The sequence below is a fragment of the Bradyrhizobium murdochi genome (assembly GCF_000472965.1).
GTDB classification, from domain to species: domain Bacteria; phylum Pseudomonadota; class Alphaproteobacteria; order Rhizobiales; family Xanthobacteraceae; genus Bradyrhizobium; species Bradyrhizobium murdochi.
Genome location: NZ_AXAU01000003.1, coordinates 340,374 through 355,048, shown reverse-complemented (window position 1 = coordinate 355,048; position 14,675 = coordinate 340,374). Strand labels below are relative to the sequence as shown.

10 protein-coding genes are annotated in these 14,675 nt (G+C 59.7%); 5 read left to right on the top strand and 5 right to left on the bottom strand.

Features of this window, described 5'->3' with window-relative positions:
- Positions 1-37 precede the first annotated feature (37 nt).
- The 4 genes from YUO_RS0112375 (at position 38) to YUO_RS0112360 (ending at position 5,147) form a co-directional block, all read left to right on the top strand.
- A complete protein-coding gene (locus tag YUO_RS0112375; protein WP_028347543.1) occupies positions 38-1,939 on the top strand; it encodes a sensor histidine kinase in 1,902 nt (633 codons plus the stop codon).
- 170 nt (positions 1,940-2,109) lie between these two features.
- Complete coding sequence (locus YUO_RS0112370) at positions 2,110-3,762, top strand: DUF3300 domain-containing protein (RefSeq protein WP_028347542.1); 1,653 nt, start codon at positions 2,110-2,112, stop codon at positions 3,760-3,762.
- On the top strand, positions 3,759-4,694 hold the full coding sequence (locus tag YUO_RS0112365) for a DUF2950 domain-containing protein (protein WP_035726610.1): 936 nt from the start codon (positions 3,759-3,761) through the stop codon (positions 4,692-4,694). The genes YUO_RS0112370 and YUO_RS0112365 overlap by 4 nt, the downstream gene beginning before the upstream one ends.
- A gap of 15 nt (positions 4,695-4,709) precedes the next feature.
- Positions 4,710-5,147: a hypothetical protein gene (locus tag YUO_RS0112360; RefSeq protein WP_028347540.1), complete on the top strand. Its 438-nt coding sequence runs from the start codon at positions 4,710-4,712 to the stop codon at positions 5,145-5,147.
- Between the two features lie 2,081 nt (positions 5,148-7,228).
- Here YUO_RS0112360 and YUO_RS0112355 read toward each other — a convergent pair.
- The 3 genes from YUO_RS0112355 to aztC form a co-directional block, all read right to left on the bottom strand.
- Positions 7,229-8,179 carry a hypothetical protein gene (locus YUO_RS0112355; RefSeq protein WP_156908609.1) on the bottom strand — a complete coding sequence of 317 codons (951 nt, stop codon included), beginning with the start codon at positions 8,177-8,179 and terminating at the stop codon, positions 7,229-7,231.
- 130 nt (positions 8,180-8,309) lie between these two features.
- Positions 8,310-9,515: a metallochaperone AztD gene (locus YUO_RS0112350; RefSeq protein ID WP_028347538.1), complete on the bottom strand. Its 1,206-nt coding sequence runs from the start codon at positions 9,513-9,515 to the stop codon at positions 8,310-8,312.
- Positions 9,516-9,567: 52 nt separating this feature from the next.
- Positions 9,568-10,506, bottom strand: coding sequence for a zinc ABC transporter substrate-binding protein AztC (gene aztC, locus YUO_RS0112345; RefSeq protein ID WP_028347537.1), 939 nt, complete (start codon positions 10,504-10,506; stop codon positions 9,568-9,570).
- Positions 10,507-11,068: 562 nt separating this feature from the next.
- Between aztC and YUO_RS0112335 the strand changes: the two genes are divergently transcribed.
- Positions 11,069-11,647, top strand: a complete 579-nt coding sequence (locus YUO_RS0112335; RefSeq protein ID WP_235782694.1) for a Fur family transcriptional regulator — start codon at positions 11,069-11,071, stop codon at positions 11,645-11,647.
- 146 nt (positions 11,648-11,793) lie between these two features.
- Here the strand turns inward: YUO_RS0112335 and YUO_RS0112330 are convergent, their stop codons facing one another.
- Both YUO_RS0112330 and YUO_RS0112325 read right to left on the bottom strand, forming a co-directional pair.
- Positions 11,794-13,269 carry a DUF3526 domain-containing protein gene (locus YUO_RS0112330; RefSeq protein ID WP_051379396.1) on the bottom strand — a complete coding sequence of 492 codons (1,476 nt, stop codon included), beginning with the start codon at positions 13,267-13,269 and terminating at the stop codon, positions 11,794-11,796.
- An 8-nt stretch (positions 13,270-13,277) separates the two neighbouring features.
- Positions 13,278-14,675: an ABC transporter permease subunit gene (locus YUO_RS0112325; RefSeq protein ID WP_028347533.1), complete on the bottom strand. Its 1,398-nt coding sequence runs from the start codon at positions 14,673-14,675 to the stop codon at positions 13,278-13,280.

Genomic DNA, 14,675 nt, shown 5'->3' with positions numbered 1-14,675 from the left:
TGCTATGGCCGCTTGTGGTCTAGCAGGATGCGGGCAAATGAAGCGCCGCAGCACGATCGAAGCGAGGAAGAGGTATCGGATCGCGCTGGTTTGGTGCCTCTTCGCGTTGCTCGCCTTGATCTGCTCTTTGCAGACAGTCGCCCGTGCAGCAACGCCCGAGCCGAAGCGGGTCATGATTCTGCACTCGTTTGGGCAGGATTTCAGACCATGGGCCGAATACGCCAGAACCATTCGCGCCGAATTGATCCGGCAATCGCCGTGGCCACTGGATATCCACGACCATTCCCTGGTCACGGCGAGGTCGAGCGACGAGGACCCGGAAGTCCCATTCGTGAATTACCTGATGGCGCTTGGTGCCAAGCGTCCTCCCGACCTGATCGTTTGCGTGGGCGCCCCAGCCGCCAATTTCGTGCAACGGCAGAGAGATCGGCTGTTTCCAGCGACTCCTTTGGTAATCACAGCCATCGAACAGCGCCGCGTCAACTTCGCGCGTCTCGGTGAAAATGACACCGTCGTCTCGGTGTCACACGATTTCTCTGCGTCCTTTGCCAACATACTCAGGGTTTTGCCCGGGACGAAGAAGATCATCATCGTCATCGGTACTTCCCCCAATGAACGTTTCTGGCTCGAGGAAGTACGCAAGGAAATGCCGCCGTTCGAGAACCGCGTCGAATTTTCCTGGACTGACAAGATCCCCTTCGAGGAATTTCTCCGCTCCGCATCTGCGCTGCCGCAACACACCGTGCTTTTTTGGGGCCTTATGAACGTGGATGCTGCAGGTGTCGTCCATGAGGGCGATAGTGCGCTGAAGAGGCTCCATGCGGTCGCCAACGCACCGATTTTCTCCTATGACGATGGCTTCTTCGGAGATGAACTCGTCGGCGGGCCCATGCACTCGGTAGCCGGAGGCAGCCGACGTACGGCGGATGTCGCCGTCCGCATCCTTGGCGGCGAGAAGGCCGGCGACATCAGATTGCCCCCAACGCGGTATGCTGCGGCGAAGTTTGACTGGCGGCAAATGCAGCGATGGGGCATCAGCGAGAGCTCGCTGCCTCCCGACAGCCAGGTCTACTTTCGCGAGCCTTCCGTCTGGGAAACCTACCGTTGGCAGGTTGCCATGGTCTGCCTGGTCGTCTTGCTGCAGGCCGTGCTGATCTCGGTTCTGCTCTACGAGCGCCGCCGCCGCCGCTTCGCCGAAGTCGAGGCACGCCGGCGCATGTCGGAGCTGGCTCATGTCAACCGCTATAGCATGGCAGGAGAACTCACAGCCTCGATCGCGCACGAGCTCAACCAGCCGCTCGGCTCGATCCTCGTCAATACCGAGACGGCGGCGCTGATGCTCGAGAGGACATCGCTCGACAAGGAAGAATTGAAGGAAATCCTTTCCGATATCCGACGCGACGACCAGCGGGCCGGCGAAGTAATCAAACGGCTGCGCAGCCTCCTGATGCGGGGGCCTTTCGAGGCAAAGGAAATCGATGTCAACGAAGTCGTCGCGGAAGCGCTCGATCTCGTTTCGGGGCTGACGCATGCGAGGGACGTGACGGTGGAAAGCATTCTGCCCGCGGAACCGCTCCGCGTCCTAGGCGATCGCATTCAGCTCCAGCAGGTGCTGCTCAACCTGATCATCAATGCGGCAGACGCGATGGAGCATCTCGACAAATTGCGCCGCCGAATGGTGGTGCGTACAGCGCAGGATCGCAGCTTTGCCGAGATCGAGATAGTAGACAACGGCCCCGGTATTCTCGCTGCCAACCTTTCGGAGGTGTTCGAGCCGCTGTTTACGACCAAGCCGAACGGCATGGGGATGGGGCTTTCTATCGCGCGGACCATCGTCGAGGCGCATGACGGGCAGATTTCCGCGGAGAACCGGGCCGGGCAGGGCGCGGCGTTTCGTATCAGGTTGCCGCTCGCGCCTAGCGCGGGTGCGGCAGCTTGATAGCGAGGGCGCGTAAAACCTGATCCACGACCGCCGGAGTACTCTTGCAGCGCAAAGTGAATGCCGCGCGAAGGCGACGACCTAAGCAGGCGGATTCCTTTGATCTTTGTCAAACCTCGGGCCTGCCTGCGGCCTGAAGCTTCCATCCAAGAACAGGAATGGAGGCGACGATGTTTCGTTGCGACAAGATGCTGCTGGTGCTGTCACTGCTGTTGACGGTTCCCGCCACCGCGCCGGCACAGGCACCCGCCACCCCGCCTGCACCGAGCCAGGCGTCTGTACAGCCGCAAGCTGAACAAACCTTGTTGAAGCCCGAGCAGCTCGAGGCTCTGGTCGCCCCGATCGCGCTTTATCCGGACGCGCTCGTGGCCAACGTGCTGGCGGCATCGACCTACCCGCTGGAGGTCGTGCAGGCGGATCGCTGGGTTAAGGCGAACAAGGCGCTGAAGGGTGATGCGCTGAAGAAGGAGGTCGACAAGCAGGCCTGGGACGACAGCGTCAAGGCGCTTGCGAGCACCGCAGACGTGCTTGCGATGATGAGCGACAAAATCGATTGGACCAAGAGCTTGGGCGATGCGGTGCTTGCGCAACAGCCTGATGTGATGGACGCGATCCAGCGGCTGCGCACGAAGGCCTACGACAATAAAAAGCTTGTCACCACCAAGCAGCAGAAAGTCAGCGTCCAGACGCAGGAAAACAAGCAGGTCGTCGTCATCGAGTCGGCCGATCCGGAAACACTCTATGTGCCGTACTACGATCCGGCGACCGTCTATGGAGCCTGGCCCTATGCGGAGTATCCGCCGTATTACTTCGGATATCCACCTTACATCGGGGCGGGCGTGATCGCGACAGGCCTCGCCTTTGGCGCCGGCTGGGCGATCGGACGCTGGGGAAATTACTGGGGCGGCAGCTTCAACTGGGGCAACCGCAACCTCTACGTCAATCATTTCAACAGGACCACCAACATCGGGAACAGTTGGCAGCATAACCCGGCGCATCGGCAGGGCGTGAGGTACAACAACGCCAACGTTGCGCAGCGCTTCGGCAACAACAATCTGAAGGCCGGTGCCTCGAACCGGATGGACTTCCGCGGTCGTGACGGGCAGCAGGTGCTTCGTCCCGGACAGGATCGACCCGGTGGAGATCGTGCAGGTGCTGCCGATCGTGCAGGTGATCGCGTGGGCGATCGAGCCGGTGATCGCGTCGGAGATCGTGGCGGCAACCGGCCGGGCACGGCGGATCGTGCCAAGGGTGGTGGCGATCGCGCCAAAGCCGGAGGCGGAGATCGCGCAAAGGCCGCCAATCGCGGCGGCGGCAGCGCCGCGCGCGCAGATCGCGGAGGTGGCCGCGGCGGGGCAATGAATGTGTCGTCGGGCAGGGCTGCCGCTGCGCAATCCGCTCGTGGTAGGGCAAGCATGGCGAGCTTGGGCCCACGTGGCGGCGGTGGTCCGAGCTTTGCGGGACGAGGCGGCGGTGGCTTTGGCGGCGGAGCCGCCATGAGAGGTGGCGGCGGTTTTGGCGGCGGCGGAGGTTTTCGCGGCGGCGGGCGACGCTCCGACATCGCCCTGAAGCACAGCATCGTTCAACTCGGTTATCTCGCCAATGGCCTCGGCTACTACCGTTTCAGCTACCTCGGCAGCACTAGGGCCTATGTCGGCGTGATGGCCCAGGAAGTCGAGCGCGTGATGCCGGAGGCAGTGATGCGCGGCAGCGACGGCTATCTGCGCGTCTACTACGACAAGCTCGGATTGAAGCTGCGCACTTACAGTGGCTGGCTCGCTTCAGGCGCAAACATTCCTGCACAATCTGAGGTATTGCGATGATCACGATTGGGCCGTTCCGGTTGGACCGCGCTGCTGCAGCTTGTGTCGCCGCCGCAATCGCGCTGGCGCTGCTGATACCGCCGGCGCATGCACAGCAGGCCTTTCCGACTCCAGAAGAAGCCGCCGGAGCGCTGGTCGCTGCAGTCAAGACAGGTTCCAAGCGGGCCATGCTCAGGGTTCTTGGCAAGGACGCAGAGGAGATCATCGCATCCGGAGACGATGTCGCAGATGCGGAGACACGTGCGAGCTTTTTGAAGGCGTATGAAGCCAAACATTCCATCAAATCGGAAGAAAACAAGAGAGCGACCCTGATCCTGGGTGCGGACGACTTTCCCTTTCCGATTCCGCTGGTCAACAGCAGGGATGGCTGGGAGTTCGATGCAGCCGCGGGCCGCCTCGAGATCCTCTATCGCCGCATCGGGCGCAATGAAGCCGATGCGATTCAAACCTGTCTCGCTTTCGTCGACGCGCAGAACGAGTACGCGGACAAGGACCGCGGCGAAGGCGCAGGCGTCTACGCCCAGCGTATCGCCAGCAGTCCGGGCAAGAAGGACGGTCTGTTCTGGCGTGACGATCGCGATCCAAGCCCGCTCGGCGAACTTGCGGCGCAAGCGTCGGCGGAGGGCTACAAGGCCGGGACCGAGGGCGGAGCGCCCTATCACGGTTATTACTATCGGATATTGAAGGGACAGGGTCCCAACGCGCCCGGCGGCGCGCTGAATTACGTAGTCAAGAACAAGATGATCGGCGGATTTGCGCTCATCGCATATCCTGCGGAATACGGCAATTCGGGCGTCATGACCTTCCTGGTCAACCACGCGGGCACCGTTTATCAGAAGGATCTCGGCCAACGCACCCCGATCATCGCAAAGCGCACGTTCCTGTTCGACCCCGACCAGACCTGGAAGAAGGTCGACGTGGGCAATCCCTGAAAGTGGAGCGAGTGGATGTGGACGCCCACGCTTCGTTGTGTCGCGATCGCGCTGTTTGCGTTTGTTCTGCTTCTGCCACCGCCGGCGGTTGCGCAGGCACCAGGCTACGTGCGCGTCAATTTCGTGAAGGCTGGATTGGTCGCTGGCGTGGGCGGTGGACGCGGCGTGCTCTCCTATCGCGGCCGCAACTATCACTTCACGGCAACCGGCCAGAGTCTCGGCATCACCGTGGGCGCAACGGCCAGCCGTCTGGAAGGGTGGGCCTCCGGCATACGCGACGTCAGGGACTTCGCCGGCACCTACAGTGCGGTCGGAGCGGGCGGAGCGTTAGTGGGCGGCGCAGGCGGCGTCAGTCTGAGAAATGAAAAAGGAGTTGCGCTCGATTTGAAAGGCCCGAAAGCAGGCCTGGAGTTTGCTGCGAACCTAAGCCGGATCACGGTTTCACTCAGGTAGATGCCATGCGCGTCATTCTGACAAACGCCTCTCCATCAGCAGATCTTAGATCCACGCCAGCGCGCTTTGGCACGAGTGGGGCCGCGGCGAGAAGCGCCGCTGCTGGCAGCTAGATCTGTGGAAGGTGTTTGGCCGATCAGCCGCCGCGACGCTCAGGAAATTTGTCTCCGAGCCGTGAAATCCGCGGCTCCCCCTGGTCTTGCAAGCGGGAGTAACGAAATATTTGAGCGATCAAAACGCAAAAGAGCCTGTAAACCAGCAACTTACACTTTTGGACCGCACCAACGGTCACGCAGAATTTCGGGTTTTGTAACGACAAATTCGAGGTTTGTAACGCGTGCACCCCGAAAGAGTGACGCTTTATCCGAATTGTGTGGCGACTTAACGCGGAAATGTAACGAAGAATTTTCGACCCCATCGCAGTGTACCCGAGGTGCACGGGAGGCGTACGGGAGGGCCAACACAGTGCGTCTTCTCGCATCCTCGAGGGTAGCTGCACATCGTGAGCGATGCTCGCCGGCCATCGAGCCCGACGTGTTTCCAGCAATTGGTTGGCGTTTTTTGCCAAAAAGCCAACCTCGAATTCTGCGTTACTTTTCCAGGTTTTTGCGTCACAAAAGGGGGGAAGTAACGGGGGCGTTCGCCAGAACACCGCCTACTGACCTCGCGCCGATGTGCGTCGTTTGAGCCGGCCTGGTGCACGCTTTCGGTGGAGATGCGCAGGCGCGGGCTACGTAGGCATGTGAAAGACAGGAGCTATGCCTAGGGGGTAAGGAGCTATCGAGAGCCACCTGGCTGAAGCCTTCCATGGTCTCGCCCAGCCGACCCGCCTCTGCATTGTGATGATGGTCAATGGCCGTTCATTGGTTCGGCAAAGCGCCCCAGTTGGCCTGGACCTGATCCGTTCCGTGCGGCGCGGAGTTCGCCGCTGGATGGCCTCGACGATGCGGTGGACGCTGCGCACCGAGCCAGAGCACCAGTGTCGGGCGAGTGCGACCTTCAGGGCGAGCGGCGCACCCAGGGTCGCATCGCGGCTGCGCTCTTTGGCTGCCGTGGTCGTGGCCGCCAAGAGCGCATCGAGATCGCCGCGGCCGGTTTGGTAGTCTCGGGTCGAGGAAGAGCAGGCAGTCCCAGCGCTGCGTGTGACGAGCTGCCTTTGATGTCCGGGCCTTTGGAAGGCCATAGACGTCGATGAAAGGCCGCCCCTGTTCGCATGTCTCGGAAGTATTTCGCCCGTGACGCGCGAAGCGCAAAATGGGGCTTGCAAACAGCAGCACCGAACCGCTACACACGATCTCGATCGCACCGTTTTGTCCCGTGTTTTCAAGCGGTTGAAACAGGCACGGTTCTGGCTGAGTACCCTCCCGCCCCAGCCAGTTGATATTCCTCGTCTAAATCGTCTTTTCGTTGCTTCATTCTGAATGGCACATTCCGCTGCCCGTTGATGGATAGAACGAAGGTACAGCTCAACGACTAATGTGAGCTGTCCTTCAGAAATGGGATGGGCCGCTGAAGTCGAGTGGTGTGCACCACAAATGACCGAGGGCAGGAGAGACACACTTGCGGCCGAAGAGCAGACCTCATTTTGCTGAGGTAGCAAACCTCTCGCCGCGCGCCGCTGGCTGAGCTTGAGAACAAAGAATCCTTCAGCGAGGGTTGGTAGCGCTCTCCTGACTCCAACCCCAATGTTTGTACTCCCTGAAAAGTACCCGACGTATTCGAGGCGACTTCACCGGGGCCACTACTCCCAGCCCTAGCAAATTGAGCAATCTGAACGCGTTGTTCTCAGACCCAGAGCAAGGCATCGCGCAAGGTGCGGCTTGGTGATTCTGGGAAAGCTTGGCATGTACTGCTATCGAGAACGATGGCGTGCATTTGCCAGAGTGCGGAAAAGCAAAGCGAGTTCATGAGCTTCCGACCTCTCGCTTTGGATGCTAATCCTCCGCGGCGCGCGCATCTTCTCGACCCGACCTCCGATGGGGGCTTGCCGCACCATCCCGTTCCATTGCGGGCGCGCCTACCGTGGACGCCGCGCCAATGCTGAAAACTCTGCAACGCTCATTCGTCACGAGCGATAAAGTTCACGGCTCCTTGCAAATCGGCGGGGGCCGCGACGGCGGCGCCGGATGATCCTTCTTGTACTGAGCAAGGATTGGCTCGAGACCTCCTTTTGACCAAAATTTCGGAGAGCTGATCTCTTTCAAGCAGGATGCATTCCAATATAATCCCCGGCGCGATGGCAATTTCCCAGCCACAACGGCTTTGCCGATGGCGTCGATGTCGTGTGATTCAGGATAAATATAGATCGTGGTCGGATTGTCTTTCAACATCGGGATGATTTGCCGGGCGTCCGACGGTGACCAACTTGTGCAGCCATTGCTACGGCCTGCAGAGTAATCAACCAACATTCCAAACGGAACGTAACCGTCGTGGTTTGCGTATGGGCTGTGTGGATCCTTTCGAAGACATACGCCCTTTAGCGATACGGCTGCATGTCCGCCGATCGCGCGCTCTCTGGCGTTCGCGGTCTCACCTTCACCGTCAAACTGAACGAATGAGCGTATGAGGATCGCGTCTTGCTTTGCTGAAACGCGGTAATAGCCTTTGACGGAAGTCTTCGTCTCGGCCGTCACATAGGCGCCACCGGCTGTCAGGTTGGAATCGATCGCATTGCCGAAGTTCTTCGCACACCGCCTCCCATTTGCAATATCCGCGATACCTTTCAGATCGCGACCGCTGCCATGACCCGCTGAAACTGCGCGAAACGACCGGTCGGCCTCGCAGATAATGTAGAACCGGCGCCCCAGGTTGCCTTCACCTGCATAGTTGGGCCGCGTAGCGTCCATGGCGAAGTAGCAGGGATTTCTGACTGCGCCTGCACGCACCTTTTTCAGGTAGAGCGCGCGAGCTCTCTCCAAGACCACTGGTGCGATTTGACCTTCGCTGTCGCCGACATGGGGCTGCAACCAGGCCGGCACGGCCGATGACTGGCCTACCGCAAAAGCTGGGTCCGAACTGGACAAGACAGTCATGCTGACGAGGCCGACAACATTCAGAAGGTGCACTCTTGACTGCAACGCAACAGCTCTCTTGTCCACGTATCTTGCACTCGGCTCGGATGTCGCCACGCTCTGCAAAGGCCGCGTTGGTTCAGATCAGCTGCTAGTCGTCGTGAGTCTGACCTGATCCGCCGACCGCAACAATATTGAAGGGCCTGCCGCCGACGGTAATTTCGCCGGCTTTCGTGAGGCTCATTGTGTCGACGAGCGCAACGACGCCTCTTGCTGGATCAGTGACTACGACCATGTCACCAGCGACTGCCAGCCGCGGGCGCGGATCGTTCCAATGACCGTCCATGGAATAGGGCTCGGTCACTCGCAGCGATCCGTCAAGCTTTCCGGTGATAACGTCCAATCGGTGCAATCGTCCATCTTCCGTGAAGACGTACGCGAATTTTGCGCGGACTGGATCGACGGTAAAATCCACCCGCCGCATTGGCAATGTCACGAGGCGGAAAGGTTCCACATCAGTCGGCTCCATCAGAACGACCTTGTTCGACCCGTAATTGCCAAGGAAGTATTGCAAGCCTCGTCCGCCAAGCATGGTGGTCGTCTTGCCGCTTGGCAGCGCGGCGGCGTAGGGAAGGTGCTTAACCTGCGGCGCGGACCCATCCATGCTGGCAACGAGAAGTCCGGTAGCGCAGCTGAAAACAAGGATGTTTCCTGATGTTGCTTCGCCGTGCAGGTCCGGGCACGAATGAACGCCGCCGATTTGCGTACCGGACTTGTCGACGATCTTGATGCCAATGGGCAATTCATCTGAGTTCCTGACGTTAGGCTCGGAAATGAGCGTGTAGCGATCATTCGCAACCGCGACCCCATGGTGAGGCACCCCCGCTGCGGTTTCGCGCAGAACAGACTTCGATTCCAGGATCATCCTTTCGGATGCGATTCGCGCGCGGCCCTCGCCGTCGAAGAAGATCGCGATCTCTACACCATACTCGACCACGTGCGATGGCTGCTTGCCCGCGATCTCAACGCCAAGCAATCGCGGCGGCTTGACTTTGATGTCGCCGTGATCGCCATGATCTTCAAATGATATGCCACTATCAATCGCTGTGACCAAGTCCGCACCTCTCTGCACGGCAAGGACCGTCCGTCCGGTCTTGCTGCGGTAGAGACGAGCTGGCGCTTTGGTCGCAAAGGTTTCGATCTTCTCTTGCTTGAGGAGATCGATGACATTCACAATTGGCTCGGAATGGTCGGAGACGAACAGGCGCCACGCCGTCTTCTCGCCAGCCAAAGCAGCACAGTTGAGAGCGAGTGTCGTCAGAAGGACACCGATAGTGCCGGTTTGAACTCTGGTCATCGGATACTTCCTCTCAAAACAGCATTCGCGCTCCGAAACAAGACGCGTTCGATCAGGGGACATCAGGCACGATGGCTTTCCGAATTGTCGAGGCGTTGTGCTTCATCATGTCAACGTAGGTGGCCGCCGGCCCGTCGGGTCGGGACAGAGCATCGGAGTAGAGCTCTCCGCCGACCTTCGACCCTGTTTCCGCGGCAATTCGCTGCACGAGACGGGGATCGGTGATGTTCTCCACGAAGACCGCGGCGACCTTGTCCCGCTTGATTTGCCGGATGAGACTGGCGATGTCGGATGCTGCGGCCTCGGCGTCTGTCGAGAGGCCTTCTGGCGCGAGGAATGTCAAACCGTATTCGTGAGCGAAGTAGCCGAATGCCTCATGCGCGGTGATGACAACGCGCTTGTGGGGCGGGATGGGTGCGATCGTCGCTCTGATCTCGTCATCGAGTGCACTGAGAGTTGAATCATAGGCTTTGGCATTTGCCTCATACGTCTTGCAGCCGGGTGGATCGATCGAGCAGAACGCATCTGCGATATTTTTGACGTAGGTCCGGGCATTCGGAACCGCTTGCCACGCATGGGGATCATAGTCGCCGTGGTGGTGATGAGGGCCAGACTGTCCGTGATGGTGCGCTTGCTCAGTGCTCTTGAGCGGCTGGACTCCTTTCGTAAGCTCGGCAACCGGCGCCTTTGTTCCACTCGCTTCGATAAGGCGTCTCAAAAAGCCTTCGAACTGAAGGCCGTTGACGAGTACGATATCGGCGGCGGCAATCGTTCTGACGTCCGCGGGCTTGGGCTCGTAAACGTGGGGATCGCCGTTTGCTCCGACGAGTGAGCGAAGATCGATACGGTCTCCGCCGACATGACGCGCAAAGTCAGCAATAATCGAGAAGCTGGCGACCACATTGAGCTTCTTGGCCGACGCGGCGCCAGCATCAAGTGGTGACAGCGAGACGAGTCCCGCAAGCACGACCGTTTTTAACGTCTTGAGCATGAGCCGTCGTATTCTCGTTGTTTCAGGTGCTTGATGCCGGTGGCGCTGGACAGTTCTTGGCGAGGAATCGATCGCTGCGGTTGCCGACCGCACCCGGAGGCTTTCCGATGATCGCTGGATTGGAGCCGCACTCGTACGACCCCCGGGACAGAGGTGAACGCATTGACCGCGCAGTCCAGATTGCAAAGGGCGAAACGAGGTATCCTCGCCAAAAGGCGCGCGGATTGACCGAACGCGGTGCCTAGACTCCCTAATGATCGCGTCCATGCGATGCTCGCCTCAGCCTGAACTGTTACACCGACTATGTCATGTTATAACATAACAATGGCGCGCGAAGCAGAGCGGGGATCAGTTCCGCGCGCAATCGCCCTAGATCTCTGTGTAGTCCAGGATCGTATGTTCTCCGGACCAGACCTTGTCTGCGTCGTAAATTCGCTCTCGGCGCTTGGACCTGAAGTCAATCCCAAGAATGATCTGGCTCATGGCCCTCTTTCCGCCGCCGAAGAATCGGGACCGAATAGAGACGGGGAGCAGGGCGTCCTCCCCCGTTTGGGACTTGGTCATGAACGATCCTGGGTGTAATGTTGTAACAACACAATACCTGTTATACTGTTACACCGTCAAGGTGAACGGAATGCATCGCAATCCAGATCCGCGCGGAACTCGCGCGCACGAAGAGACGCATGGTCACCCCGTCGATGGCGATGCAGTTGAATCTCGCGCCCGCTCGTACGCGGTATCGAAAGGGGTGCCGTTCACGCCGATGCGCCAAAGCGTGCTTGCCTTGCTTGCGGCGTCCGGAAAGCCGATGAGCGCCTACGAGATCGCAGAGAAAGTGAGTGATGCGCGAAAGCTCAAAGCCGTGCAGGTCTACCGTGCGCTCGAGTTCCTGCAGGAGGCGGGGTGCGTCCATCGGCTGGCGTCCCGCTCGGCCTATTTCGCCTGCGATCATCTGCACGGAGAAGGCGAAACGGTTGTCTTCATGGTTTGCGCGCAATGTGGCGCGGTTCAGGAGGCGGCCTCCGAACTGGTGGCGCGCGGCTTGCGGGGCGCAGCGAAAACAACCGGCTTCAGGCCTCGCCATCCGATGATCGAGGTGGAGGGCGAGTGTGCGGAATGCGCGGGTACGCCTGAACGCTAGCCCTCATGGCTTGTGGCAGGATCGGTCAATCTCGCTTGCCGGCGAGCAGCGGCAAGGTCATACCCCGTCTCGGCTTCATTGCAGTTGTCGATAGCTTTGGCGACTCTCCGTACCAGAGGTGTCTTGATCGGAAACGCTTTGGACAGTTACTCGATCGATCGGCGGGACGAGCGCGCAAGCGCGAGGCCGCCAAGCACGGACGCGAGCGCCAGCATCAATATGGCCCGCCACCAGATGCTCCATCTGATTTCGCTTCCCGGCATCTCAATCCAATGCCACCGGGGCAATGATGACAGGTCACGCATGGTCATGGCGCGGCTCTCCAGGATTCTAGGAGAGAAATACTGCCGCCATTCTTTGTGAAAAGCCTCTGTCTGATCCTTGAAGGCGAGGAAACGGCGTGAATCGGTGCCGGCAATAGAGGTCAGCGCTTCATTGACGAGCATCGCAGGCGATAGCAAGCTCAGCCTGTCGACAAGTTTTTGTTGTTGCAGCAATTGCTGATCAAAATGTTTCAAAAGCGGCTCGATTCGTTCGTCGACTTTTTGCTTGGCCAGAAAAAATGCACGCATGCGCGAAGGCACTTCAATGCGTTCATTTTTTACCAGCAGCGCTTCCGGATCGGAGGCATAGCGATAATCCGCGCTATAGAGGTCCTCGTATTCGCGCAAAGATTCGGCGGTTGCGACACGCGTGCGGTTGGCCAATTCGGTGCGGGAGGGGGCCGGGCTAACCAATCCCACGGCAAGGTTCATTGTCACCGGCAAGATGAGCACAAGAATCGTCCAGAGTGCCACCATGATCAACGCATTGGTCGAAGATGAGAGGCCAACGGTGTTGACCAAGGCCGCGACCGCGAACCAGGACAAGGTATACGCCGCCACCAGCGCCGACCATGACAGCATCAAGACCAGTTGCTCCGCGCCCCGGGCTTCGGGACGGATCAAAAGCAGGACCACGAGCGGCACGGGAATAGCGATCGCCAGCAGCGCAAGCATGCGCACGATGACTTTCCCGGTCATCAACGTTGCGATGGAAAGCGGTTGCGAACACAGCATGCGCAAGGTGCCATGTTCGCGCTCGGCCGACAGCAGGTTATACCCGAGCGTCGTAACCAGCAGAGGCAGTACGAATACGATAACGAAAGCGAGATCGAAGTGCCCGCTGAGCAGATTCCAGGGATTTTCGATTTCCGTGTCGTACATGAACTGAACTTTGCTCAAATAGGTGATGCGGTAATAATTGGGCATCATGTCCGACTGACCGATCGCCAGCGCCGCGAGTGGTGCGTTGGGCATTGTGGCGTAACGCCCGGACAAGGTGCCGGCCATGGCAGCAGGGTTCGCGGGATTGGAGAAGGGTATCAGCGCGGTTTGGCCAGCGAGAACGGATTGGAGCATCCCGCTATTTGCCGTTTGGGTCTCTTGTTGGTGTTTGAGGACTTGAGCGACCATGCGGTCGCGGAGCGTTGCTTGCGCCAGTCCCACAAATAGTCCGTAACCCACCATGAGAGCCAGAACACAACACACCAACAGTAACGTGCGATCGCGGACAAGGATGCGGGCCTCGTGCAGTACGATCAGCGACAAGGTGGAGAGCGGGCGAGGCTGCATTGTCTTCATTCGACTGCCTAGCGCATAAGCGGACGGGAGAGCGCAAACTGCGCGAGCGCGACGGAGAGGCAGAACATGACGGCGAGCAGCGCAAGGCTCGCCCAATGGTGCGCCAAGGCAAACGACACAGACGGAAGTTCATACTTGAATTGCGGCACGGTTGCCCACAGCTCGGGGCCAGCCTTGTAGGTGAAATGCGCATTACCCAAGCGATCGGCGTGTTCGATCAAGTCCTCACTGACAATGTTCTGAATCTTCCGCCGTTGGGCTTCGGCCGCGGTTGAGAAGTCGCGATGCTGGGAAAAGTCCGTTCCCGCCAGGCCCATGGAGAAGCCGCGGAGTGCAACGACCGGGGCAACAAGGCCGACCCACTCTTGCGCGCGCTGTTGACGCTCGAATGTGTCCCAAAGCCTGCCGAAGTTTTCATCAAGTGCGCCGTAACCCGCCTCGTCGTCGACTTTCAGCGCCGCGCCCCACTTGCTGAGCGGAACCGATGGATCCCACGGTGTTCGCGCACCGAAATGGGTCGACCAGGCCTTGCGGCCAGCGTCTGCCACGTCGTGCGCGAGTTGATTGTCAAAGTCGAGCCGGGACGGCGTGGGATGGAGCAAATTCGTCGCTTCGGAGGCGGTGCGCGGAGCTATCAGCGTTGCGGCGACCCAGAAGCCCAGGAGCAAGACCAGGGAGGTCCGCGATGACCGCGCGAGGGCTGATACCGCCAGGGTCAGAAACACGAAAAAGCCGAGATAGAGGCCGTATCCCGCCGCGAGCCACGCAATCCGATAGACCACGTCCACGCGCTCTCCAGCGGGTAGGCGAGCAACGATGAGTACTGCAAACGCCAGGCCGACTGGAGCAATCAGAATGCCAACGCAGCTCGCAAGCGCCGCCGCTTTGCCGTAAAGAAGGCTCCGCGCGGGCGCGCCCAGGCTGAGCAGCTGGCGCAACGTTCCGCGTTCGCGCTCGTCGCTCACAGAGTTGAAACCAATGACGATAATGAGCAGGGGAAGCAAAACCTGAAGAAGCCATGCTGGCGATAACTCGCCGAACCGTTGCAAACCGGTTGCATCCTGGGCCGGCCGGAACTTGACTTCGCTCTGGCGATGCGCCTGCAGCCAGACGGTCGAGCCAACAAATGGCCCAATGCCGGGATCGAAGACGGCAAGCGATGGTTCAGGCTTGAACACGTGCATGCCCTGTTCCGCCGCATCGTGCGGATGCCGATAGCCTTGGTGAAGCCAGGCGTCATAGTCGAGGGCTTGGCCTGCCGACCGTTCGCTATTCAGCTGAACCTGCCGATTCCATCCGGCCGCCAGAGCCACCAGCATGAGGATGACGACCAGCCCTCCGGCCCAGAGCAGACGCCCGTCGCGGGTCAGCACGCGAAGATCTTTGGCGGCGATGATTGCGAACAC